This window comes from Photorhabdus asymbiotica, from assembly GCF_003634575.1.
GTDB lineage: Bacteria > Pseudomonadota > Gammaproteobacteria > Enterobacterales > Enterobacteriaceae > Photorhabdus > Photorhabdus asymbiotica.
Genome location: NZ_RBLJ01000001.1, coordinates 1,480,961 through 1,502,573 on the forward strand (window position 1 = coordinate 1,480,961; position 21,613 = coordinate 1,502,573).

The 21,613-nt window shown below is 48.0% G+C and carries 17 protein-coding genes; 14 read left to right on the forward strand and 3 right to left on the reverse strand.

Translation table 11 applies throughout. The annotated features are described in order from the left end of the window. The first annotated feature begins 1,145 nt into the window (after nt 1-1,145). The 9 genes from BDD30_RS06560 to BDD30_RS06600 all read left to right on the forward strand — a co-directional run bounded on the left by BDD30_RS06560 (nt 1,146) and on the right by BDD30_RS06600 (nt 14,570). The gene (locus BDD30_RS06560) at nt 1,146-1,673 is read left to right on the forward strand and encodes a fimbrial protein (protein ID WP_012777149.1); all 528 of its coding nucleotides are present in this window, start codon (nt 1,146-1,148) and stop codon (nt 1,671-1,673) included. 38 nt (nt 1,674-1,711) lie between these two features. Beyond that, nucleotides 1,712-2,380 carry a fimbrial biogenesis chaperone gene (locus BDD30_RS06565; RefSeq protein WP_012777148.1) on the forward strand — a complete coding sequence of 223 codons (669 nt, stop codon included), beginning with the start codon at nt 1,712-1,714 and terminating at the stop codon, nt 2,378-2,380. Between the two features lie 23 nt (nt 2,381-2,403). Next, nucleotides 2,404-4,884: a fimbria/pilus outer membrane usher protein gene (locus BDD30_RS06570; RefSeq protein ID WP_012777147.1), complete on the forward strand. Its 2,481-nt coding sequence runs from the start codon at nt 2,404-2,406 to the stop codon at nt 4,882-4,884. Between the two features lie 28 nt (nt 4,885-4,912). Continuing rightward, entirely contained in the window at nt 4,913-5,941 is a 1,029-nt protein-coding gene (locus BDD30_RS06575; RefSeq protein ID WP_012777146.1) for a fimbrial protein, read from the forward strand. 46 nt (nt 5,942-5,987) lie between these two features. Next, nucleotides 5,988-6,731: a 4'-phosphopantetheinyl transferase family protein gene (locus BDD30_RS06580; RefSeq protein WP_012777145.1), complete on the forward strand. Its 744-nt coding sequence runs from the start codon at nt 5,988-5,990 to the stop codon at nt 6,729-6,731. A 744-nt stretch (nt 6,732-7,475) separates the two neighbouring features. Continuing rightward, nucleotides 7,476-9,371, forward strand: a complete 1,896-nt coding sequence (locus BDD30_RS06585) for a type VI secretion system Vgr family protein (RefSeq protein WP_012777144.1) — start codon at nt 7,476-7,478, stop codon at nt 9,369-9,371. A 54-nt stretch (nt 9,372-9,425) separates the two neighbouring features. Further along, the gene (locus BDD30_RS06590; RefSeq protein ID WP_012777143.1) at nt 9,426-9,845 is read left to right on the forward strand and encodes a DUF1795 domain-containing protein; all 420 of its coding nucleotides are present in this window, start codon (nt 9,426-9,428) and stop codon (nt 9,843-9,845) included. A 17-nt stretch (nt 9,846-9,862) separates the two neighbouring features. Beyond that, nucleotides 9,863-14,218: an RHS repeat-associated core domain-containing protein gene (locus BDD30_RS06595; RefSeq protein WP_012777142.1), complete on the forward strand. Its 4,356-nt coding sequence runs from the start codon at nt 9,863-9,865 to the stop codon at nt 14,216-14,218. A gap of 4 nt (nt 14,219-14,222) precedes the next feature. Continuing rightward, nucleotides 14,223-14,570, forward strand: a complete 348-nt coding sequence (locus BDD30_RS06600; protein ID WP_012777132.1) for a hypothetical protein — start codon at nt 14,223-14,225, stop codon at nt 14,568-14,570. Nucleotides 14,571-14,616: 46 nt separating this feature from the next. On the opposite strand, the gene BDD30_RS06605 is transcribed toward BDD30_RS06600, so the two are convergent. The 3 genes from BDD30_RS06605 to BDD30_RS06615 form a co-directional block, all read right to left on the reverse strand. After that, entirely contained in the window at nt 14,617-14,814 is a 198-nt protein-coding gene (locus BDD30_RS06605) for a DUF7706 family protein (RefSeq protein ID WP_012777131.1), read from the reverse strand. A 13-nt stretch (nt 14,815-14,827) separates the two neighbouring features. Then, nucleotides 14,828-15,151, reverse strand: coding sequence for a SymE family type I addiction module toxin (locus tag BDD30_RS06610; protein WP_012777130.1), 324 nt, complete (start codon nt 15,149-15,151; stop codon nt 14,828-14,830). 76 nt (nt 15,152-15,227) lie between these two features. After that, nucleotides 15,228-15,620, reverse strand: coding sequence for a helix-turn-helix domain-containing protein (locus BDD30_RS06615; RefSeq protein WP_012777129.1), 393 nt, complete (start codon nt 15,618-15,620; stop codon nt 15,228-15,230). A gap of 113 nt (nt 15,621-15,733) precedes the next feature. Between BDD30_RS06615 and BDD30_RS06620 the strand changes: the two genes are divergently transcribed. From BDD30_RS06620 to BDD30_RS06645, 5 genes are all read left to right on the forward strand, one after another. Then, a complete protein-coding gene (locus BDD30_RS06620; protein ID WP_012777128.1) occupies nt 15,734-18,433 on the forward strand; it encodes a CHC2 zinc finger domain-containing protein in 2,700 nt (899 codons plus the stop codon). Between the two features lie 10 nt (nt 18,434-18,443). Continuing rightward, nucleotides 18,444-18,641 carry a hypothetical protein gene (locus BDD30_RS23070; protein ID WP_147408123.1) on the forward strand — a complete coding sequence of 66 codons (198 nt, stop codon included), beginning with the start codon at nt 18,444-18,446 and terminating at the stop codon, nt 18,639-18,641. A gap of 10 nt (nt 18,642-18,651) precedes the next feature. Then, nucleotides 18,652-19,674 (forward strand): site-specific tyrosine recombinase XerC, encoded by a 1,023-nt coding sequence (gene xerC / locus BDD30_RS06625; protein WP_012777127.1) that lies wholly within the window; start codon nt 18,652-18,654, stop codon nt 19,672-19,674. 1,071 nt (nt 19,675-20,745) lie between these two features. Then, nucleotides 20,746-21,018 carry a hydrolase gene (locus BDD30_RS06640; RefSeq protein WP_012777140.1) on the forward strand — a complete coding sequence of 91 codons (273 nt, stop codon included), beginning with the start codon at nt 20,746-20,748 and terminating at the stop codon, nt 21,016-21,018. 13 nt (nt 21,019-21,031) lie between these two features. After that, on the forward strand, nt 21,032-21,574 hold the full coding sequence (locus tag BDD30_RS06645; RefSeq protein WP_012777139.1) for an SMI1/KNR4 family protein: 543 nt from the start codon (nt 21,032-21,034) through the stop codon (nt 21,572-21,574). Nucleotides 21,575-21,613: the final 39 nt, after the last annotated feature.

Sequence of the window (21,613 nt, forward strand, 5' to 3'; positions counted from 1 at the left end):
AGCGATAAAAAAACAGATTTCCATAATATATTTTTTGCATATGTTCAACTGCAATGTAATTATGTTGCACTGACCATGCAAAACCGCGATAGATTACTAAGATTAATCATATAACCAACAATGAGGCTGAAAATTACACTAAACTATTTGAGTGATAGTAAAGTAAAAAATTATCTTATGCAGAAAACTAAAACCATACAAAACCAATTAAATCAAACGATTAATTTAAAGATATAACATAATGAAAAAGAAAGACAATTTGATAGTTTTAAAAAAAACATCATTTTTTTTGTTTAACTTGTTGAAAAAGATCATATTTTAGTTAATACTCCACAGCGTCGAGTGATAATAGCCCTACAGAAAGATGAAAATTCCGAATTGAAAATAAATTGAAGACATTAGAAGAAACTTATTGCTATCGTAATCATAACGAGGATGGCAGTTTTCCTAGTTCTATTCCAAAAGAGTTTTTCACTGCATTATAGTCATCATCTTGTAAGAACTTTATTACTGATATGGCAGTTTATCGCTTGCAATATCGCAATAAAAGTGAGAATCATTATCGATAACGCGGATATATTTACAGTAAAAGATGATCCTTTGGAGAACAAATAATATACTTTTTGTGCTAAAATTAATATCAGAGATTATTATCACCAAACATGATGATATATTCGGGGTCAATTATTACCTTGAGTAAATACCCAAAGAATAACGAAAACCATTCAAAAGTGGTGATATATTCAAACTACAGTAAGCGAGAAATAAGTATCCAAATGGGTGTAACCTATTCATCATAGAAATATTCAAGGAGATTAAAGAAAAACCATTTATTAGTAATGACTTATCCACATCAATAAAAAAACACAAGGATAGAGGTAGAATCAATTGAGTTTCACGCCACTATAAAAATGTATTCAATTATATAATCAACCATTAAACTATAATTCTGGTTAGATATATAATTTTATTATACAGACACAACTATACCCAATAGATTTCGAGTTGCAGCGCGGCGGCAAGTGAATGAATCCCCAGGAGCATAGATAACTATGTGACTGGGGTGAGTGAACGCAGCCAACAAAGCAGCAACTTGAAGGATGAAGGGTATAAAACACATATTTATTAAGGTAAGGTATTTTTGAATGAAAAAGAATTTTATTTTGGCTTCTTTAGTGATGATATTAGGGACTTTTAGCAGTTTCAGCGCGTTATCTTATGATGGAAAAATTCAATTTACAGGTAAGATTATCGAAAATGGATGTACAGTGGCCGCAGGAGCAAAAGGCAAAGAAGTTGAAGTAAATTTCGGTTCACTGTTAAAAAGCACGTTTGGACCGGATAAAAATACAGTTGGTGTAAGTAAAGGCTTTTCTATCTCCTTAACAACCTGTCCCAGAGCAGAAGCTCTAGGTATCTCATTTGATGGTGAGCCTGATGCTAATAATAAAGCGGTTTACAGTTCCGGAGTTACTGGCGTAGGTATTCAAATATTCAGGGAAGATGGTACAACGGAAATAAAACCGGGAGAATATGCTACAAGAGTTGCAACAGTAGGAGCCCCAAATGGAAACACTGATATGCAATTCATTGCAAAACTAATTTCGACAAATACGAATATTGCAACAGGTAATATAAATAAACCAATCAATTTCACAATCATATATCCATAATTACCCAATAAATATCTTTAATCAGTAAAGGAGTAAAAATGCTTCGCTTTATTACTCCCTTTTTACTTGTCCTTTTTATAGGACAAGTACAAGCAGGGATTACCTTAGGCGGAACTCGCCTTATCTATAATGGCTCACAAAAAGAAGCTACAATTTCTATCACCAACTCGGATACAGAAAGACCTTATCTTATTCAATCGTGGGTAGATAATATCGATAATAGCCAAAACAAAGTACCGTTCGTTATTACGCCGCCATTATTCAAAGTATCAAAAGAAAGTGAGCATCAGATCCGTGTTTCATATGTGGGAAATTATCTACCATCAGATCGAGAATCGATATTTTTGCTCAATGTCAATGCAATTCCGGCGGTTGAAAAAAATGACAACAGCAAGATGATTATAACCATCAAAAATATTATCAAACTGATTTATCGCCCAACAGGGTTATCTGATGATGATGCGAATAATGCTATTAATCATTTAGAAGCATCACGTAATACCAATGGTGTTCAATTAACTAATCCCACTGCTTATTACGTTAATCTTAATGAGATGAAAATAGATGGAAAACCAATAGCCAGACCAGGATTTATTCCACCTTTTGGTAACAAGGTATTTCCAGCTCAAAGTGGCATAAAAAGTGTGACGCTGACGGCTATCAATGATTACGGTGGCACAACGGAAGAGCGCCAGTTTAATTTCTGATAATATTATCTGATGAGTGTATTGTGAAAAGAATAATCAGCTTTGCTTTACTCGCTTATTGTTTATCATTGCCAGCATATGCAGAGCTGTACTTTGATATAAATGCATTACAATTATCAGACGAAGACAGAAAAAACATTAATCTGGACAGCTTGGCAAAAACAGATAGTCACATTCCGGGCATCTATAAAGTGAATGTTATCGTCAATCAACAGGATATTGGCATCAAAAACCTATCCTTTATTGACTGTGGTGAAAAACTTTGTCCTGAATTATCTGTCAGATTACTGAAAGAAATCGGGGTAAAAACAGAAAGCTTCCCTGAATTAGCATTACTTTCCGATCAGGAAATCATTTCTCAACCAGAGAAATATATCAAATACGCATCAGCAGATCTGGATTTAAGTCATCTTACTCTGACGCTAAATTTTCCTCAGGCTGCAATGAGATCACAAATCAGGGGAGATATCTCTCCTGATCAGTGGGATGATGGTTTGCCAATGTTTTTTACCAATTACAATCTAACAGGCATGCAATCTTGGAATAAAAACCAAAGTGAACAAAACCAATATTTGAATTTACGCAGTGGCTTTAATTTAGGTCCGTGGCGCGTTCGCCATAATAGTTACTATAGCCGTAATAGCACAACATCTGAATGGAAATCACTTAAAGCTTATGCTGAGCGAGATATTCGCCCATTAAGATCCCGATTGGTATTGGGCGAAACGACAACTGATAGCACGGTTTTCGATAGTTTCACTTTTAATGGCGTTAAACTGATGTCTGATAGTCAAATGCTGCCAGACAGTCAACAAAGATTTGCTCCTGTCGTTCGCGGTATTGCCATGACTCACGCTAGGATAGAAGTCCATCAGAAAGATAATCTAATTTATCAGACTTTTGTTCCACCAGGTGCATTTGAAATTACTGATATTTATCCCACTGACTCGAATGGTGATCTGGAAATATCTATTTATGAAGAAAATGGCAAAGTCAGAAAATTTACTCAACTCTTTTCTGCCTCACCATTGATGATCCGCGAAGGACAAATAAAATATTTTATTAATGTTGGTAAATTCAGTGGTAGCAAACAATCCAGTAAAAAAAGATTTATCCAGACAGAAGTTATTTACGGCCTATGGGATAGCACTACAATTTATAGTGGAACCATTGCTTCTTCTGACTATCAAAGTCATGCATTAGGTCTAGGTCATAATTTAGGAAACATTGGTGCGGTGTCAATAGATGTCACAAATGCAGCAACCCATTTCCCAAATAAGGAAAAGAAAACCGGCCAATCTTATCAGATACGCTACAGTAAAAATTTTACTACAACGAATACAACGGTGACACTGGCTGGCTATCGTTACAATACCAACGGTTATTTTAGCTTCAGCGATGCTAATAATAGCTACCAATTTAGTGATAACAATAGAAATAGTGTGCCTAAAAACCGCATGCAAATAACAATGGGACAAAGCTTAGGTCAATTTGGTAGTCTTTCATTATCAACCTGGCAACAAGATTACTGGCAAGATAAAACTGGCAAGAATCAGTCATATTCTATGTCCTATAATACTAATATTCATGATATTTATTTATCATTGGGTTACAATTATCACCGTAATCGCTCAAGAATTAATGACGATCAGACTTTTTCACTGAATATCAGTATCCCCTTGGATAAATGGCTACCGTCAGGAAATTACAGTGCATCCGTAGATTATGATACTACTTATAATATAAATGGTGACAGCCAACACACGATGACATTATCCGGATCTTTATTGGAACAGCAGAATCTGAGCTATTCCATTTCTCAAAATTACAGTTACGAAAAATCAGAGAAAGAAAGAGAATCAGGTAATGCTGCCAGCTTATATTACAAAGGCTCATATGGCTCAGTAAATGCAGGTTATACCACCAATCATGGTAAAAATAAGCGTATTAATTATGGATTAGAAGGAGCAATTATTGTCCATCCCTATGGCGTTACCCTGGCGCAAAATATTAGTGAAAGTGGTGCCAGTGCTTTAATTCGTGCTCCTGGAGCAAGCCATACCAAAGTGCTTAATAATACGTCGATAAGTACAGACTGGCGGGGATATACCGTTGTCCCTTATATATCGCAATATCGGGAAAACATGTTATCTCTTGATACCAATACATTTGATGATGACGTAGATATTGATAACCCAACCACTAAGGTTATTCCCACAAAAGGAGCTTTGGTATTGGCCGATTATTCTATTCGCGTTGGTCATCGAGTATTTTTAACTTTACAACATAAAGGTAAAAGACTCCCATTCGGGGCAATAATCACCGGCCCAAATGGTGTCAATGGTATGGTGAATGAAAGGGGAGAAGTTTTCCTCAGCGGTGTTAGTGATACAACAAAATTAACAGCTGATTTAGGTGATCAACAAAGATGTTACATTAAATTTGATAGTAAAAAATATCAAAAAATTAATGGTATTATCCTGGCTTCATTGAGCTGTCAATAATTAAGAATAAATCTCAACCGGAATTTATATGAAACACTACTTATGGTTATTCATTGCTTCTATACTACTGTTAAACAGCAACAAATCATTCGCCGAATGTCACTTAAATCCAAACGCTAAACCTATTTCTTTATATTTTAATTTAAAAGAATCTGAACAAGATATTAACAAAGCGAACAATAAAGATATTAACGTAAAAACCTTCAGTGCTGAACAGATAGCCTCAGAGATGGGCATTGATGTCAATGCTCCAATTTTTTTATGTGATGAAGAAAATATATCCCTCATGTTTGGCGACAGTGTTCTTACTGGAAAATCGGCTAATACTGAACATGGCACTGGTGGATTAAAAATAATCGAAGACAAATTATATTTATATTTTGTTATTTCTGGCGGAAATATTGGTAAAATAGGCTATCCCAAAGCAGATGGAACTAACTATTCATATAACCTTGGAACAAGAAAAAAAATCACCTGGAAAGATATAGGAAATGTTAGTATTTACCTTCATAAGAAAGGAGCAATTAATTCAGGAAAATCACTATCTTCCGGAGTAATTTTTAAATTAGAAGCATTAGGAAGCCCAAAATTAAATTTAATTTCAGTAAGGCATTCAAGTACATATAGATTTAGGACCATGGGTTGTATGACAACAACACCATCACCAAAAGTCAACTTCGGTAACGTACAAGGTTCTTTATTTAAAGGAAAAGGAACTACTGCCGGTCATGCTAATTTTGATATCATCATTAATTGTGTAGAAAATGTTAAACCAAAAATTACTTTCTTAGGACAAAAAATTAAAAACCCTTCAGACACTCCAGATAGTGTTATTCGATTAGATAATAGCAACCATGTAAATACAGCAAAAGGTGTCGGTGTCCAAATCTTATATTATGGAACACCTATTTCTCTAGGAGAACCTCTGGTTTTCGGTCGCACACCAGCAGACTCTAGCTATACAGCCCATTTTACTGCCCGCTATTACCAGACCAGAGATAAAATAACAGGCGGAACAGCTAATGCTACAGCACGTTTTACAATTCAGTATGAATGATATTAATATAAACTCTGTATAGCATTTTCTTATCTGGATAATCAACATGGAACAAACAGTTATACGCACCAGTCAAGCCACACTGCCAAAAGATGGTAATGGATTTATCACTCAAATCGAGTATGGAACGGTTATTCAATATCCTCAAGTACATCTCTGGCAGGCTCATTTTGATCTCTCTTATTATCACGATGAACTATTCAGACAGTTAAATCTTTCCTTCCCTGCCCAATTAAACAAAGCAGTCAATAAACGACGGGCTGAATATCTGGTAGCACGCTATTGTGCCCGCCAACTTTTAGCGCAATTAGGACAACCAGAGTTTAATTTAATATCCGGCAATGATCGCGCACCTATCTGGCCCCAGGGTATTTGTGGTTCTGTTTCTCATTCAATTCATCGTGCTATTGTACTGGCAGCACCGCAAACCAATAACCGATTAATTGGTGTTGATATAGAAACCATTGCTAACCATCAAAATATGAATGAAATGATAAAAATGGTATTGAATGATAGAGAAATATCCTTCTTAAATAATTACCATTTACCACCTGAACAAATGTTCACATTGGCATTTTCTGTGAAAGAAAGCTTATTCAAAGCACTCTATCCACACGTAAAACGATTTTTTGGCTTTGAAGCCGCTGAAGTTATTGCCCTATCCCTCGAAAATAATGAAATAACATTACAATTGCAGGAGACACTGACTCATCACTATCCAGCAGGTACCCTATTCCGTGGGCAGTTTATTATCTACCCACAGGATATATTGACGCTCATTATTCAGTAGCCAAGACCAGTACAGAATGGTTATTTATCTCATATTTTCCACCTTGATAAATAACCTTAGTTCCTGTAGATATCAATACTCGTTACGAATCTGTTCTCCCTGATTATCGCCCAAAATTAATATGATATTGAAATTCAATGGGAAAATTTGGCATTATTAAAAATTAATACGAGCTTATACCATTGTACGTCATCATTTGAAATGAATTGGGTGTGCCCTGTAAAATGAGCTCCCCTAATGAATATCAAAAGAAACACGATGATTCGACTGCATAATACAAGCACGATAAACAGGAAGCACGAATTAGCCCTAAAAAAACCAATTTTTCAGCTAATAGGATTAGTCTTAAGGTAAATGTTCTGAAGTATTCCATGACTTAAATCACATTTTTTTAAATTAAACAGAAATCCATCGATCAAATATCCAAGACACTTTAAATTTTTTATTATATTCTCTCCGTTATATATTAATCGGATGAAAGTATTGGTTACTTGTCTTTATCATCACTGAGGCTGTGGACCCAATAATACTGCATCACTATACCTAATAATTTCGAGTTGCAGCACGGCGGCAAGTGGAAACAGCCAACAAAGCAGCAACTTGAAAGATGAAGGGTATATATTGATGTTCTTTCCCAAGATGGCTTCTTTACCCCTTTGATTAGTTATAACTCACATCGCAGAACGTTGCCGGGCTGATAATGCTATACGTGAAGCCGTTCAGAAATAACAAGGAGCACTTTATATGTCATTCCAGAAAACCTCCGCCGGGTTGCCCGGTGTGGTAAAACAAATTGCTGACCGATTGAGTACCCAGAGCGCTGGCGGCTTACAGTTTACCTTCTCCGCTGCCGGCCTGCCGCCCCACACCTTTGTGGTCGCTGCCTTTTCACTGAATGAAGCCTTCTCCACCCCATTCAGCCTTGAGGTCAGCTTAGCCAGTGCCGACCCGGCGATTGATTTCTCCGCCGTCCTCGATAAAAGCGCCACCCTGTCTATCCTGCGTGAAGGCAAAGTCCAGCGTACCGTCACCGGCATGGTCTCCCGTTTTGTACAGGGCAATACCGGCAAACATCAGACCCGCTATGAGATGTCGGTCCGTCCGGACATGTGGCGTACCACCCTGCGCCAGAATTCCCGCATTTTTCAGCAGCAGGATATCAAAACCATTATCACCACTCTACTCAAAGAAAACGGCGTCCGGGATGTGGTGTTCAGTCTGCGTAATCCGCACCCGGAGCGGGAGTTCTGTGTCCAGTACCGGGAAACCGATTTTGATTTTCTGCAACGGCTAGCCGCCGAAGAAGGCATCTTTTATTTCTTTGAGTTTAGCGGTCATAAAAACACGTTGGTGTTTGCCGACGATGCCGGCTCCATTGCTAAAGGCCCGGTACTGCCCTATCACCCGGAAGACGCCTCACAGGCTCAGTCGTTGTGTATCACCGCCCTGACCCGCAGTGCTCAGGTACGTCCGGCTACCGTCGAGCTCAAAGATTACACCTTTAAAAACCCCGTCTGGGCTGCTGAGTTTCGCCAGCAGATGCGGGAAACCGACCTCCAGTATACCGGCTATGAACACTTTGATTTTCCCGGTCGCTTCAAAGATGAGCAGCACGGTGCTGATTTCACCCGCTACCGGCTGGAAGCCCTGCGCAACAATGCTCTGATGGGGTACGGTGACAGTAACGATGCCGCCATGCAACCGGGCGTGCTGTTCACTCTGACCGACCACCCGCGTCAGGACCTCAACCGGCTCTGGCAGCTGGTGAGTGTGGCGCATACCGGCAGCCAGCCGCAGGCACTGGAGCAGGCCAGCGGTGAATCAGGCACCGTGATGAGTAACCACTTCACCTTTATCCCCTATGACCAGCACTGGCGTCCAACGCCACTGCCCAAGCCGCTGATGGACGGCCCGCAGATTGCCAAAGTGGTTGGTCCGGAAGGAGAAGAAATCTTCTGCGACCAGTATGGTCGTATCCGGTTACAGTTTTTGTGGGACCGTTACGGCCAGAGTAACGACCACAGCTCTTGCTGGATACGAGTAACCCAGCCGTGGGCCGGTCAGGGCTGGGGGATGCTGGCGATCCCGCGTATCGGTCAGGAAGTGGTGGTGGACTTTCTGCACGGAGACCCGGACCAGCCGATAGTCACCGGACGGACCTATCATGCCAGCAACATCCCGCCGGGCGCGTTACCGGGCAGTAAAACCCAGATGGCCTTCCGATCAAAAACCCATAAGGGGGAAGGCTATAACGAACTGCGTTTTGAAGATGCCAAAGGCAGTGAAGAGCTGGCTTTGCACGCACAGCGCGATATGAATACCGTGGTGCTCAATAACCGAGAAACCCGGGTGATGAACGACCATACCGAAAGCATCGGCCATAATCAGGTACTGTCGATCAGGAACGACCGCCATAAAGAAGTCACGGGCAATGAAGTCAGCGCCATCACCGGCCTGCGTCAAATCACCGTAGAAAAAGACAGTCTGCTGAACGTGAAAAATAACATTCAGATACATTCTCAGGCGGGGGGTATCGAGATTGCCACCGCCGGCGGCAGCATTACCATCGACAGCGCCGGCAATATCAGCATTCAGGGGCTTAATATCACCATCAACGGCAAACAGGTCAATGTGAACTGACAAGCAGTTACGCTCAGCACTTTTAATGTATGAGATCAAATAACGGAAAAAAGCATGAAAAACACAGTTTATCAGATGAATGAAGGCACCCTCGCTATCCCAGACAACTGGCGGGATGAATCCATGCATGTCTTTGTTCTGCCGGACAACAGCGGCATTAATCTGGTGGTCAACCGCACCCCGGTGCCGGCCGGCATGGATAACGACGCTTACTATGAACAGACCCTGGCACAGTTCCGCACGCATCTGCCCGGTTACCAGGAACACCAGCGCAGTATTCTCACCCTGAGTCAGGAACCTGCCCGCCGGCTGGATTACCAGTGGAAAAGCCCGGAAGGGGATATGTACCAGACTGTGGTGCTGCAAATTCGCGGCACACAGCTGCTCGCCTTCAACCTGACCTCCCCCGTCCCCTTTGAAAACGGTCAGCGGGATGCACTGCTGGCAGTTATCAACAGTTTTCAGGCGATCTGATCCGGCAGGAGGCAAACATGTCACTTGGTGATGAAATTGTCACCCGAATTGCCCGGGTCGGCGCCCGACACGCTGCGCCCGTTTCTCCCCCACAGGGTACGCCCGGTCCGGCTGCTGCCCGGAAAGACGACCCGATTAAACATGCCAGCTTCCTTGGTGCGCTGGCCGGGGCCATCACCGGCGCCCTGATAAGCGCTGCGGTCTTTGCCGCAGCCGCTGCCGTGGTCGTCGGCACCGGCGGTTTAGCCACCGTTGCGGTAATTGCACTGGGCACTGCCGGCACACTGGCTCTGGGGAATGTTATCAGTGCTGCCAGTTCCGCGGTCACCCGTATGGTGGACAGTATTGGACCGCCCGCTGGCACACTAATAAGCGGCTCGCCGAATGTGTCTGTCGAAGGCAAACCCGCGGCCAGAGCCACCGTCGATACTGCCGGCTGTACGAAACACCCTGCCGCACCGTCCCTGATTGCCCAGGGCAGTGAAACGGTGTTCATCAACGGCTACCCGGCGGCCCGGGTAGATGACAAGCTGGTCTGCGGTGCCACCATCAAAGCCGGGGCCGGAACCGTGTTTATCGGTTCCGGTCAGGGCACCTATCTGGACATTGAGGAAGAATTCTCCGCCTGGGAGCGCGCGATTCTGATAGCGGTGGAATTTCTGGTACCACCGTCCCGGGGCACCATTAAGGGGCTCGGTAAACTGTTCACTAAAACCGGTCGTCAGGCGGTACTGAACGGGGCGAAGACCGGTGCCCGGCATGTCGGAAAAATCGTGTCTATGGGCACGATTTCCTGTGCTAAAACCGCCTTTAAAGAAACCCAGGGTGCAAAACGTTACTGGGCAGCGACCAAAAAATTCTTCACCGGCGACCCGATTGATGTCACCACCGGCCAGCTGTTCGACCAGCGCACAGATATCACCCTCGGTCAGACCCTGCCGCTGGTGTTTTTACGCAGCTGGGCCCCCGGAGAACAGGGCCTGCTGGGACCGGGCTGGACCGACAGCTTTTCCGAATGCGTCCGGGTCACCGGCGACCGGGTGGAAATCAGCACCACCGAAGGGGCCTCACTCTATTTTGCCTTACCCGCCACCTGTACACACAGTATCAACCCGGATCACCCGGATTTTACCCTGAGCCGGGGCACATCGGGATACATCCTCAGCCACCGAGATTCCCCAGTCCGGAAATATTTTACCCTGCCAGTACCGGCTCCCGCCGGTGACACACAGAGCTGGCTGCTCACCGAACACCGGGACGTGTATGATAACCGGCTGCATTTTGTCTATAACGACCGCTGTCAGCTGACCGAAGTCATCCACAGTGACGGACCGGTGCTGACACTGTGCTATAACCTGTGCGGGCAGCTGACGGAGATTATCCGCACCGATGAAGGGTTACAGGAAGTCATGGCCCGCTATCACTACCATGATAATGGCCGGCTGGCGGAAGCAGACAGCACTCAGCAATTTCACCTGTACTATGAATACAACGCGCAGGGCCTGATAAGCCGCTGGTCTGACGGCGACCAGACCTGGGTGGATTACCTCTACGATGAACAGGGGCGCTGTACTGACAGTGTGGGGGCCGGCGGTTTTTACCCGGTCCACCTGGACTATGCCCCCGGCATCACCCGCTCTGCGACACCACAGGGGCACACCACCACCTGGTATTACAATGACCAGCAGCAGGTCACTGAAGTCCACACCCCGGGCGGCAGTATCACCCGTTATGACTATGATAACCAGGGCAATCTGATACAACAGACGTTACCGATGGGAGAAATCCTGACCCTGACCTACCTGGCTGATACCGGTCGGGTGACTGCATTCACTGATGCAGCCGGGGGGGTCTGGCAATACAGCTATGATGCCGACACCCTGCAACTGACCGGCATGACTGACCCGCTGCACCGCACCTGGCTGCAACTGTATGATGAACGGGGCCAGCCAAAAGGATTTATTGCCCCGGACGGTCGGAAAACCACCCTGACCCGTAATGCTTTCGGGCTGGTGACCGAGGAAGAAGACACCGACGGTAACCGCCGTACTCAGGAATATGATACCCATCAGCGGCTGGTCAGACTGTTTGACGAGGAAAACCGCACCGTCAGCCTCGGCTACGACAGTCAGGACCGGCTGCGCAGCCTGACCGCCGCCGGAGCACTGTGGCGCTGGCGTTACGACCGGCATCACCGGGTGGCCGTCAGCGACCGGCCTGATAACAATCTGGAGCATTTTCACCATGACCGGCACGGTAACTTAACCTGCTGGACCGACGCGCGCGGGGTGGCATGGCAGGTGGAATATGGTCCGTTTGACCTGCCGATAGCGCGGCATGATGGCGAAGGACACCGCTGGCAGTACCGCTATGATGCTGACACGCTGCAACTGACTGAAGTGATTAACCCACAGGGGGAAAGTTATACCTACACCCTCGATGCAGATGGCCGGGTGGTTACTGAGCAGGATTATGCCGGCACCTGCTGGCACTACCGTTATGACTTATCAGGCAACTGTATTGAGAAGCGGGACGGGGAAGAGAATGTGACCCGCTATGACTATGACGCGGCACACCGCCTCACGGCCCTGCATCCTCCGGAAGGCACGACCCGTTATCATTACGATATTGTGGGACGACTGCTGAGCGTCGAGTCACCGGACAACACGCTGGCTTTTGAATATGATGAACAGGACCGGATAGTCCGGGAAATCCAGCCATACGGAGAAATTCAACGCCACTACCCGGATAACCGTACCGTAGAGCGACTGCTGCTGACCGGTGAAACCAAACCCGCAGAAGGACCGTCCCGGTTCGCCGGACAGACTCACCCGGAACACTGGCAGAGCCGGATGCAGGTTAACCGAGCCGGGGAGCTGACCGGACTGACGCTGGACGGCCTGTTACCTCTGACGGTGGAACGGGACGAAGCCGGGCGGGACACGGGCCGTCACACCGAAAGCGGTTTCATCCTGCGCCAGCAGTATAACCTGATGGGCCTGTTGACAGCCCAGCGTGCCGGCTGTAACCCCCATTTTTTCCGGCAGACTGACCTGCCCGATATTCCGGCCCCCACCTTTGCGGGTCTGGTACGTCAGTATGAGTATGATGCCGCCCTGAACCTGACGGCGGCCAACGATGACAGGCAGCCACTACACTATCTTCTTAACGGAAATGGTCAGGTGGTATCAGTTGGTGACGGACGAAACCTGCGTGAGCATTATCAGTATGACGCCAGCGGTTACCCCTCCCGGCGGTTCGACGGGATGCAGGAAATCGGGGGGGAAACGCTGTATCAGGAAGGTCACCGTCTGAACTGGATTGGCCCGCACCGGTTTGTGTACGACCGGGCCGGTCGTATGAAGGAGAAACAGCGTTTAGAAGAAGGTTACCGTCCGGCGCTGACCCGATACCGCTGGAACAGCCAGAATCAGCTGACCGGCCTCATCACCCCGGACGGTATCCGGTGGGAATATCGCTATGATGCTTTTGGACGGCGGACCGAAAAGCGCTGTACCCAGACCGGTAAACTGACCACGTATCTATGGGACGGCGATGTGCCGGCGGAAATCCGGGAATATCAGCACGGCCGGCTGAAAATGGTCCGCCATCTGGTGTTTGACGGCTGGGAGCTGATAGCGCAGCAGACGCGGGCGGTTACCCTCAATCTGGACAACCGGGTGGAACTGATGGCCGGGGCAGTGCAGACCCAGTATGCGGTCAGCGCCCCGACCGGGGAACCGCTGGCGCTGTTCGACCCGACGGGGAAACGGGTCTGGCGGCGGCCGAAACAGTCCCTGTACGGGCTGCGGCTGGGCGGACAGGGAGAAAATCCGCAACTCGATCCGGGCCTCCGGTTTGCCGGGCAACTTTTTGATGAGGAAAGTGGTTTATGCTATAACCGGTTCCGTTATTATTTGCCGGAAGGCTGTTGTTATCTCAGCCCTGACCCGCTCGGGCTGGAAGGGGGTCCGAATCCCTATTCGTATGTTCATAACCCGGCGAACTGGATTGACCCATTCGGGTTAGCAGCTTGTCCAACACAAAAATACGAAGTTAGTACATTCGATGATTTACAGAGACGTTCTAAGGTGGGTGATAAATTAGATATCCACCATGCGGCTCAAAAACATCCTGCGGGGCAGGTAATTACTGGTTATGATCCTAAAGTAGCTCCATCAATAGCTCTCCCTAGAGGAGAACATAAACTGATTCCTACTATGAAAGGACCGTATACGGGATCGGCTAGAGATTTATTGGCAAAAGATATTAGAGATTTGCGCAATTATACTAATGCCCCTCCTTCAGCAATAAAAGATTTGCTCAATTTAAATAAAGAAATGTATCCAGAAGCCTTCACTAAAATAAGGTAATAAGATGAATTCTCAACTATTTGTAGATATATTAAAGCTTGTAGTAAGAGATGCTGCTATCGAAGACACTATCTCAATACTTGAATCTCCCCCAGGTAGAAAGCCACAAAGGGAATTAACTGAACTATCTGATTTTTATAATGAAAAATCGAAGGAAGAGAAAGAAACAATCAATAAAATAATAAGAATAGTGGCTGATAATACACTGTTCGGTATTCTTTGTGTTATTGATGGTGTACGTGCAATAGAAAATGAAGAAAATAAAGGTGAGCTAATATTGACCTATAAAAAGGAAAGTATAATTAACTTAAATAAAAATAGTAATCTACACGATATATATAATGCTAGTTAATTAATAAAGTCGGAAGATCCCCGAGATCTTCCGGCTTTATTATGATCTATCGTGGCGCATACCCTCGGTAAGCCAGAGCGGATTGGAGCTTAGCGATCGCATCCTTAATCTGATACGCTTCCTCGTCATTCACGGCACAGGCGCGTATCTCCGCCCAGTTCAGCCGCTTAACCAGTTGTGCTAAGGCCAGTGCTTCAATATGGGTTAACTGAATGTCCTGTAAATGTTCAATCACCACGTTCATTTTATCCCCTCCCTTAGCCCGCGTTGTATTCAGCCAGCATCTCACGCATCCGCAGCTTAATCTCATTAAGCTGGCTCCGCTGCCGCTGGCATTGCTGCTGATAGTGTTGCGTGGCTTCACTGTCAGGAATGAGCACCAGACAGCCATCCATCACCTTCACCGTAATCTGGCCGCCCGTATTAAACCCCGCCTGTCTGAGCCACTGGCCCTTAAGATGTATCGCCGGTGCAGCGTTGTTGACCTTGTTCCCGTTCAGCACATAACCCACCGTGTAATAACGTTCTGTTTTCACGGCTTTATTTACAACGACTTCTGCCTTAGAATGCGCCTTAGCCATAGTAACTACCTCTTTTAGTTGCTTGTGGTGAGCGGCTGTGACAGGGGGCAACCTGTCTCAGTCGCGCTATCTCTCTTTACTCTCTGTTATGACCAATCACCGTATCCAGCATCTCCGACACAAACTTCTGTCTGGCTTTCGGCAACTGACTGATAATCTCAATCTGTTGTTCCAGTCGGGAACTGGGTCCCCGTTTACTATTACGCCTGACCGAGGGCAATCCAAGCAGTTCATCCAACGATAAGTTCAGTATCTGCGCCAGTAATGGCAGAAGTGCCGCTGAAACTTTTAATCGCCCGCCTTCATAATGCGCCATTGTCTGCTGAGCAATCCCCAACTGGTCCGCCAGTTGCTGCTGGGTGAGTTGTTGCTCCTTGCGAGCCAGCGCAATCCGCGCGCCTAACTCTTTAAAGAATGTTTCATCCTTCGTCTTCATGGCCTGTATCTGCCTGTGAGTTAACGGTGCCATGAGGATACTCCCTGTTTTTAATCTTACAGTTGACAATACTCTATTTTAGAGTACTCTGCAACAGAGTTATTTTTACTCTTTGCATCTTGACAGGTTTTTGGAGGAACAGCTATATGGCACGGATACCCGAAGCCGAATTACAACACCTGAAAGCCGCTGTCTCCTTAGTGGCCGTGGTGGAACAACAGGGCCGAAAGCTGGTTAAACGGAGCAAAGATTACGTGCTATTGTGCCCGTTCCATCAGGAGAAAACCCCGTCAATGGTATTGAGTCCTGAAAAGAACCTCTATCACTGCTTCGGCTGCAATGAAGGCGGCTCGGTACTGGACTGGGTGATGAAAACCGAAAGCTTAAGCCTGCGCCATGCGGCAGAACGGTTGCGTGCCTTGCTGGGCGAAAATCCGGCGGTCAAGCCGCTGGTTGCGCCGTCTGAACCAGCGTTGCTGGCCGAAGATGAAGCGGGCCGGCAGGCGCTGCTGCATCGGGTGGTGGAGTTCTATCACCATACGTTGCTGAACGCGCCGGAGATGCAGGCGTACCTGACACAGCGGCGGCTCAATCACCCGGAGTTAGTCGCTCACTTCCGCCTGGGCTTTGCCAACCGCACGCTGGGGTATCGGCTGCCGTCGAAGAAGCTCAAACCGGGCGCGGAAATCCGGGCGCGACTGCGGGCAGTTGGCCTGATGCGGGAATCGGGTCATGAACACTTTACCGGCTCGCTGGTTGTGCCGGTTATTAATCCTCAAGGGCAAATACAGGAAATCTACGGACGTAAAATCGGTGACCACCTGCGGGCGGGTACGCCATCGCACCTTTATCTGCCGGGCGCACATGGCGGCGTCTGGAATGAAACGGCGCTGATGGCCGCGAAAAGCCTTATCGTGTGTGAATCGCTGATTGATGCGATGTCGTTCTGGGTCACCGGTCATCGGAACGTGACCGCCGCTTACGGGGTCAACGGGGTGACAGCCGACCACTGGCAGGCGTTCGAACGGCATGGCATCAAACAGGTGCTTATCGCGTTCGACAATGACAGCGCGGGCAATGAAGCCGCGGTGAAACTGGCGGAGGCGCTGCTTGTGCGGGGTATCACACCGCTGCGCGTGATGTTCCCCCCTGAAATGGATGCCAACGACTATCTGTGTCAGATGGCCGAGCCGGAAGCCGCTTTCGCCCTGCTGCTTGAGAGCGCGACGCCAATGTCAACCGCAGTGACAACGCGCACGGAAGTGAAGGTATCAGCAGAAGCCGCCCCGCCTCCGGCTTTAGCCGCTGCTGTGGCGGCAGTGCAAAACCCGACGCCCGGCCTCATCTGGGAAGCGGGGGCAGACGGGGAACTTAAGGTCTCGCTGGGCAGCCTGCACTGGTGCATTCGGGGGTTGTCTTCCGTGAAAGCGGGCGCAGTTGCCATGAAGCTCAATGCGCAGGTCATTGATACCCAAAGCGGCGTGATGTTCCTGGATGGCGTTGACCTGATGAGCGCACGCAGCCGTCAGGGTTACGCGCGGATGGCAGCGGCTGAGCTGGGGCTGGCTGAGGGGGATATTCGCCGGGCACTGGGACAGGTATTACTGGCGGTTGAACAGTGGCAGCAGCGGGCGGAAATGGGAACTGAGCAGAAAACGCAAGAAATGAACGACGCCGAGCGGGCAGCGGCGCTGGCGCTGCTGCAAGACCCGCAACTGAGTGAGCGCATCACCGCTGACTTAGCCGCCTGTGGCGTGGTGGGGGAAAGCACCAACCTGCTGGCCGGTTACTTAGCTGCCGTCAGTCGCAAGCTGGACCGTCCGCTGGCCGTGCTGATACAAAGCAGTTCGGCGGCAGGTAAAAGCAGCTTAATGGATGCCGTACTCAATCTGATACCGGAAGAAGAACGGCTGCAATACAGCGCCATGACCGGCCAGAGTCTGTTCTATCTGGGGGAAACCAATCTCCAGCATAAAATCTTAGCCATTGCCGAAGAGGAAGGGGTGCGGCAGGCCGCCTATGCGCTTAAGCTGTTGCAAAGCGACGGCGAACTGACCATTGCCAGCACTGGTAAAGACGATGCCAGCGGTAATCTGGTCACCAAACAATACACAGTGAAAGGACCGGTGATGCTGATGCTCACCACCACCGCGATTGATGTCGATGAAGAGCTGTTAAACCGCTGTTTAGTCCTGACCGTGAACGAATCGCGGGAACAGACCGAAGCTATCCATGCCTTGCAACGTCATAAGCAGACCCTTGAAGGTTTACTGGCGGAAAATGAGAAGACCTATATTACCGAACTACATCAAAACGCCCAGCGGCTGTTGCGCCCGCTCAATGTGGTTAACCCTTATGCTTCACAGTTAACGTTCATGAGCGATAAAACCCGTACCCGCCGCGACCACATGAAATATCTCACCCTGATACAAAGTATCGCCCTGCTGCATCAGCACCAGCGCGAGGTGAAGACAGCGGAACACCGGGGCAAACGGCTTGAATATATCGAAGTCGCCAAAGAAGATATCCGCCTGGCGAACCGGCTGGCCCACGAGATATTAGGCCGCACACTGGATGAGATGCCGCCGCAGACGCGCAGGCTGTTGCTGCTGATACAAAACTGGGTCAGGGAAAGCGGGCAGCCGCGCCATGAAATGTTATTTACCCGCAAAATGTTGCGGGATGCGGTGCAGTGGGGCGATACCCAGCTGAAAATCCATCTCTCGCGGCTGGTTGAAATGGAGTACCTGCTGTTGCACCGGCGCGGGCTGACGTTCATCTACGAACTGTTGTTCGACGGGGAAGACAGCGACACCGCGCACCTGAGCGGGCTGATAGTGCCCTGAATGGGACAGTATGAAATCGTCCGGTCGGGGTAAGGCGTTAAATGGTCGCCTTCCGGTCGGTATCAAGTCGGCGAGAGGTCGGGTTAACCGTATCAGCGCAAAGGCAGGCACAACAAGGCTTCACAACAAAACGGTCGGGTTCAGCGAAAAATCACTGTTCCGGCAGGACAGAATAAAAAATCGTAGCGTACCGACAGCACACCCATAAGAGGCAGACGATGGAAACACAACCGACTTTTACCCTTGCAACCTTACGCCAGCAGCTTGAGGCATATCTGGAAATCCAGACCGCCAGCGGGCACAGCACCCGGACACCGGAAACCTACCGGGAATGGTTAACGCCGTTCGTGGACTGGTGCGAGATGCGGGCGGTCTACCATGCGCCGCAGGTCTCTCTGCCGTTGCTGGAGAGCTGGCAGCGGTATCTGCGCCGTTACCGCAAGGCAGACGGACAGCATTACGGCAACAACAGCCAGTTACAGCGACTTCGTTGCCTGCGGGGTTGGTTCCGCTGGTTATTGCAACGCCACCATATCCTGTATAACCCGGCTGACATGCTGATACTGCCGAAAGAAGAGCAGCGGCTGCCCGCGCAGGTACTGAGTGACGTCGAGACGGAGCAGGTACTGAACAGTCTCGACACCCAGACGCCTCTGGGTCTGCGTAACCGCGCCGTGCTGGAAGCGCTCTGGAGTACGGGTATCCGGCGCACAGAACTGATTAATCTGAGACTCGGCGACATAGACCGCCATCGCGGAGTGGTAGTTGTGCGACAGGGAAAGAACGGACACGACCGGGTGGTGCCGATAGGGGAACGGGCGCTGGCGTGGCTGGAACGGTATCTGGCTGACGTGCGCCCGCAACTGGCTTACCGATATGACAGCGGATATGTGTTTATCACCGTCAGAGGTAACCCGTTATCACGCAACACCTTAACGCAGATGGCAGGGCACACCATCCGTGAGGAAGCCAAACTCGACAAAGCCGGGTCATGTCACGTGTTCCGGCACTCAATGGCCACGCAGATGCTGGAGAACGGCGCTGATACCCGGCATATCCAGGCCATACTGGGGCATAAAAAGCTGGAGACGACACAAATCTATACGCGCGTGGCTATCGGTCACTTAAAAGAAGTCCATGAGCAGACGCACCCGGCAGAGCGGAAACCGAAAAAGCAGAAAACGCCGCCGGACAACAGGCAGACGGAGAGCGCTAAGCCGGACAGTAAGCAGCCGAACTGACTGCCCACAGTCGCCGGAGAATTTTTAATGTTAGCCGGTTCCCTGTGAGCGCGTGGGGTGCAGTGAAAGGCAGACCGCGCGCGTCCCTGCGCACGGACTGCCCCCCTGCCATCGGCGTGCCGGCGGTAAATGCCAGCCGCCCGGCACTGAACCCCGGCGTTCTCGGTGACAGTCGTTGCCGGCCAGCCGCCATTCAACATAATGTGGCATTAAGCGCAATGGGCCTGAACGGCCCGCCACGCTTAACAAAACATTATGTCGGCGCCGCCCACCGCAGGGCGCTGCGCGGTTACCTCAACAACGGTGCGCGGCTGGCCGCCGGGTTGAGCTTCTCAGCCCCAGAGGCGCACCGGGTTCGCTCGCTCACCCGCTGCTGTCACTATCAGTGCTAAAATCCACCGCCGCAGTCGCCGCCGTCCGTGGCGGCTCCGGCGCCCAAACCTGCCTTAAATCGTTGCCGGTCAGCCCGTTAAGGTCAACGGCCCTGAAGGCAGGCCAGCAAGCTGGCGCAGTTTATGGCCCCCGCCCCAACCCCGCTGCACTGGCTGCGCCCGGCTCGCAGTCGCAGGCTCCTCGCTCGTTCCCGTCCTCGCCATCTCCGCCCCGTCCGCCCCCGCAGGCAGGGGCTCCCCGCTTAACGGCTTCACCTGCGGGCCTCGCCGGCCCGCACCCGGCCAACCCGCGTCAGCGGCGCAGACAAGCTGCCCCGCCGTCGCGAGTTCCCGATAAAACCCGGTTCCGGCAGGAAAAGGGGGCTGAAACCCGGCGCTGACGTCGGGGAAAAAATGCGCTAACATCGGCAAAGTGCACATCGGGGTTTTGGGTTCGCGGGGGGGAGTGAAGTGGGGAGATATGGCTCTTTAACAGGCTGTTATTAAAGAAAAAAATCCCGTCTAAAAAGTATGGTCGTGTCGGGGTAATCCCTAAGATCCGCTTGGTCTTGCTAGTTGCCCTAGCACAAAAGAAATTTCAAGGGGTGATAATCCTTATCAAACAAGGGTAGATCCAAGAATCCCAAATAGACCTGATCCCAAGTATTCAATAGACACAAGTACTTTCACTAGTGGCAAAATGACTGCTAATGGTGGTATCAGAAACAATAAAGAATTTTGGCAACAATGGAGTAATTTGCAGCCAGATTCTTTGAGTAAAAGTAATATGTACCGAATAAAAGAGTTAGGATTATCACCTAAAATAGATAATCAATGGATTAAAGCGTTTCCAGAACATGTGAATTACAAAGGTGAAACATTAATTCACCATCATGTTGATTTTGGGCGTTACGCAATACCTGTCCCGAGTTCAACTCATGTTGGCAGCGGCGGTATATGGCATACAAAATAAAAAGGAGAATTTTATGTTGCTAACGATCAAAGAAATAAGCGAACAATTAGATGAAAAATTCTCACCGTTAGGCGATGACTTTGATGATCTGAAATTATCGAAAAGATACAAACCGTTATTAAACGTTGAAATTTCAGAAAAAAAACTGAATATCATATTCCCTAAAGAATTTCTATCATTCATGAAAGACTATGATTTAGATAATTTTTCATTAGGAAACATATCATTTGGTAATAGTTCTGATTATCTCGAAATGATAGTAAATATTAATAGTGAGGGTACTTTTAATCATTGGTGGATTGGTGAAAATAGACCTAAAGAGTTTATCGTTATAGCAATATCTGATCCTTATACCATATTACTAAACACTATTACTGGTGAGGTTTTTGTTATGACCAGTGAATCATCAATGGATGACTTTGAACAAGTTTCAGCTAATTTTGAATTATTTATCAGAGGTGCTGGAACTATTTTCTTAGGTAAAGAAACATTCACAGAAATTATCAAATATGTTGGCTCTCAGACAAATGAGTTTTGGGAAGAAATAGCAAATTAAATGATGTTAAGGTCGGAAAGATCCGCGTGATCTTCCGGC

Bases quoted from the DNA above. Each gene is read 5' to 3' on its own strand.
- BDD30_RS06605 (WP_012777131.1), bottom strand. From the start codon at position 14,814: ATGAACGTGGTGATTGAACATTTACAGGACATTCAGTTAACCCATATT.
- BDD30_RS06645 (WP_012777139.1), top strand. From the start codon at position 21,032: ATGTTGCTAACGATCAAAGAAATAAGCGAACAATTAGATGAAAAATTC.
- BDD30_RS06610 (WP_012777130.1), bottom strand. From the start codon at position 15,151: ATGGCTAAGGCGCATTCTAAGGCAGAAGTCGTTGTAAATAAAGCCGTG.
- BDD30_RS06575 (WP_012777146.1), top strand. From the start codon at position 4,913: ATGAAACACTACTTATGGTTATTCATTGCTTCTATACTACTGTTAAAC.
- BDD30_RS06585 (WP_012777144.1), top strand. From the start codon at position 7,476: ATGTCATTCCAGAAAACCTCCGCCGGGTTGCCCGGTGTGGTAAAACAA.
- BDD30_RS06580 (WP_012777145.1), top strand. From the start codon at position 5,988: ATGGAACAAACAGTTATACGCACCAGTCAAGCCACACTGCCAAAAGAT.
- BDD30_RS06595 (WP_012777142.1), top strand. From the start codon at position 9,863: ATGTCACTTGGTGATGAAATTGTCACCCGAATTGCCCGGGTCGGCGCC.
- BDD30_RS06620 (WP_012777128.1), top strand. From the start codon at position 15,734: ATGGCACGGATACCCGAAGCCGAATTACAACACCTGAAAGCCGCTGTC.
- BDD30_RS06615 (WP_012777129.1), bottom strand. From the start codon at position 15,620: ATGGCACCGTTAACTCACAGGCAGATACAGGCCATGAAGACGAAGGAT.
- BDD30_RS06590 (WP_012777143.1), top strand. From the start codon at position 9,426: ATGAAAAACACAGTTTATCAGATGAATGAAGGCACCCTCGCTATCCCA.
- BDD30_RS06600 (WP_012777132.1), top strand. From the start codon at position 14,223: ATGAATTCTCAACTATTTGTAGATATATTAAAGCTTGTAGTAAGAGAT.
- xerC (WP_012777127.1), top strand. From the start codon at position 18,652: ATGGAAACACAACCGACTTTTACCCTTGCAACCTTACGCCAGCAGCTT.
- BDD30_RS23070 (WP_147408123.1), top strand. From the start codon at position 18,444: ATGAAATCGTCCGGTCGGGGTAAGGCGTTAAATGGTCGCCTTCCGGTC.
- BDD30_RS06560 (WP_012777149.1), top strand. From the start codon at position 1,146: ATGAAAAAGAATTTTATTTTGGCTTCTTTAGTGATGATATTAGGGACT.
- BDD30_RS06640 (WP_012777140.1), top strand. From the start codon at position 20,746: ATGACTGCTAATGGTGGTATCAGAAACAATAAAGAATTTTGGCAACAA.
- BDD30_RS06565 (WP_012777148.1), top strand. From the start codon at position 1,712: ATGCTTCGCTTTATTACTCCCTTTTTACTTGTCCTTTTTATAGGACAA.